This window comes from Amphritea atlantica, assembly GCF_018860855.1.
GTDB lineage: Bacteria > Pseudomonadota > Gammaproteobacteria > Pseudomonadales > Balneatricaceae > Amphritea > Amphritea atlantica_A.
Genome location: NZ_JAHKQE010000017.1, coordinates 1 through 2,285, shown reverse-complemented (window position 1 = coordinate 2,285; position 2,285 = coordinate 1). Strand labels below are relative to the sequence as shown.

The 2,285-nt window shown below is 52.0% G+C and carries 3 protein-coding genes; all 3 read right to left on the bottom strand.

Features of this window, described 5'->3' with window-relative positions:
• Window positions 1-8: 8 nt before the first annotated feature.
• Genes tnpC through tnpA form a run of 3 tightly spaced genes read right to left on the bottom strand, consistent with a single transcriptional unit; the run spans window position 9 to window position 2,203 of the window.
• Window positions 9-1,535, bottom strand: a complete 1,527-nt coding sequence (gene tnpC / locus KO512_RS07195) for an IS66 family transposase (RefSeq protein ID WP_215951657.1) — start codon at window positions 1,533-1,535, stop codon at window positions 9-11.
• A 24-nt stretch (window positions 1,536-1,559) separates the two neighbouring features.
• Complete coding sequence (tnpB, locus tag KO512_RS07190; protein ID WP_215951656.1) at window positions 1,560-1,910, bottom strand: IS66 family insertion sequence element accessory protein TnpB; 351 nt, start codon at window positions 1,908-1,910, stop codon at window positions 1,560-1,562.
• Window positions 1,910-2,203 carry an IS66 family insertion sequence element accessory protein TnpA gene (gene tnpA, locus KO512_RS07185; protein ID WP_215951655.1) on the bottom strand — a complete coding sequence of 98 codons (294 nt, stop codon included), beginning with the start codon at window positions 2,201-2,203 and terminating at the stop codon, window positions 1,910-1,912. Before tnpA ends, tnpB begins: the two co-directional genes overlap by 1 nt.
• Window positions 2,204-2,285 lie beyond the last annotated feature (82 nt).

Sequence of the window (2,285 nt, the reverse complement as noted above, 5' to 3'; positions counted from 1 at the left end):
GTAAGCGATCAGTTAACAACGTCTTGCAATGTGACATTCCAGGGTAGCAGTGCCTCGATTTGATCGATGTTTTTCGCTTTAGGCAGTTGCCCAAAGATATGGCGTAGGTATTGGTAAGGCTCCAGTTGATTGGCTTTCGCCGTTTCGATCAGGCTGTAGAGGTTGGCGCTGGACTTAGCTCCCGGAACCGTGACGCTGAAGAGCCAGTTTTTACGGCCGACCACGAAGGGACGGATCGCATTTTCTGCCGGATTATTATCAATGGCCAGGCGACCGTCTTCCGTGTAAACGGTGAGCTTATCCCAGTTTTTATCTAGATATGCCAGCGCTTTGCCGAGTAACCCCTTGGGTAACGTGCTGTACAAGGTATTATCCAACCAGGCTCGGATCTTCTGAAGCTGCGGTACTGCCTCCTGTTGCCGGGTTTGATACCTTATTTCTGTACTTTCGGCTTTGATCTTTTTCTCGATGGCGTACAGTTTGCTAATCAAGCTGACGGCCATATCGGCTTTGCCCACTTTTTTATTTTTGCTGGCAGTCGCTTTCTGTGCATCGATAAATTTGCGACGCACGTGCGCCCAGCACCCCAGCTGCGTGATAATCCCGGCCGCGCCCACGGCGTTGTAGCCGGCGTAATCGTCGGTTTGCAGGTAACCTTCATACCCCGCCAGTAACTGACAGGCGACCTCACCTCTACGACTGTCCGCATAATGAAAGAGTCGTACCGGTTGCGTGGGTGGCCCGCCGACCCGCACCCACATGTAGGATTTACTGGTGGCCTCTTTATCAGGTTCTTTTAAAACCTGAACACTGGTTTCGTCGCAGTGCAGTACCGGATAGGCCAGCATCTTATCTTCTAATAAATTAAGCAATGGCTGGATCAGTTCACCTGCCTTGATCATCCAACTGGCCAGAGTGTTGCGAGGAATCTCAATACCGGAACGATTCAGTACCGCTTCCTGGCGATACAATGGCAATGCGTCTTGGTATTTGCCGGTCGCTATATGAGCCAATAGTCCGGGGCTGGCGTTACTTTTGGGGATGGGCTGTGGCGGCAGCGGTGCGGTTTTGACGCCGTCTTCACAGGCTGGACAAGCGTATTTTTTGCGCACGTTGACTAGTACCCGGATCTGCGCCGGAATGATGTCTAGTTGTTCACTGGTCGTTTCGCCGATCTCGGTGCGTTCATGACCGCAGGGGCACTGTTTTTCAGGCTCGGACAGATCATGCTCGATACGCACGCGAGGCAGTTCCGCTGGCAGCGGTTTACGGCCGGGCTTGGCTTTTGGTGTTTTGGATTCGGTGTGCGCTGGCTCCACCTCATCTTCAGCAAGGTACGCCTCAACCACGACCGACAACTCGGCTTCGTTGAACATGTCGTGCTGGTCGGGAGACTTTTCGCTACTGGCACCAAACTTCTTCAGTTTTTGCAGCCGCAGAGACTCTTCAAGCGCGGCGATGCGATTCGCCTGCTGCTCAATGATCTTTTTTAACGCCTCAAGGTCGTTTGGAAGTTGTGTATTTACCGCGCTCATAGCGCGGATTTTAACATTGAATGCTCAGCTTACCGAGTCAAAATACAGGGGCTGATGAGGGCGATTGTTAAAAATATCGAAGCCATCTAATAGCCAGTTTAGCTCCTGACCGGTGAGGCTGAGTGTGTCTTCAGACTTGGGCCAGCGGAAACGCTGTTTCTCCAGCCGCTTGTACCAGACGATAAAACCATTACGCTCCCAGCACAGCAGTTTAATTTTGTCGCGACCACGATTGCAGAACACAAACAGCGCGTCCCTGCTGGGAGACAGCATCATTTCCTGCTCAACCAGCACGGACAGACCATCAATAGACTTACGCATGTCGACCGGTTCGGCATACAGGTAGACCTGCATACTGTCTGTGGGGCGAAGCATCAGGAGTCCTCCAGAGCGGCTCGACTCAGTAACGGTAATACACCGGCCAGAGTATGAACGGGCACTTCCAGGCGGATGCCATTAGGCAATGATACTCTGGCCTGTACATTTGGCTCCAGATCGACCGGTATGAATTTATGGCTGCGCTGGGCTTTACTCAAGCGGGTACGCCAATAGCCGAAGTTAGCGAGTTTCAGTCCGTGTTGCTTGCAATAGGCTGTCTGTGATTGGCCACTTCCTTGCCAACAGTCGATATGATTTTGCCAAAAGGTGCGTTTTTGTTCGGTCGTCATGGCGTTGCCCTCTGCTTACTGTGAGGGTGCAGGTTAGCGGGTAAATCGCAAAGTTATTAGATGGGGTTTATTGATCGCTTAC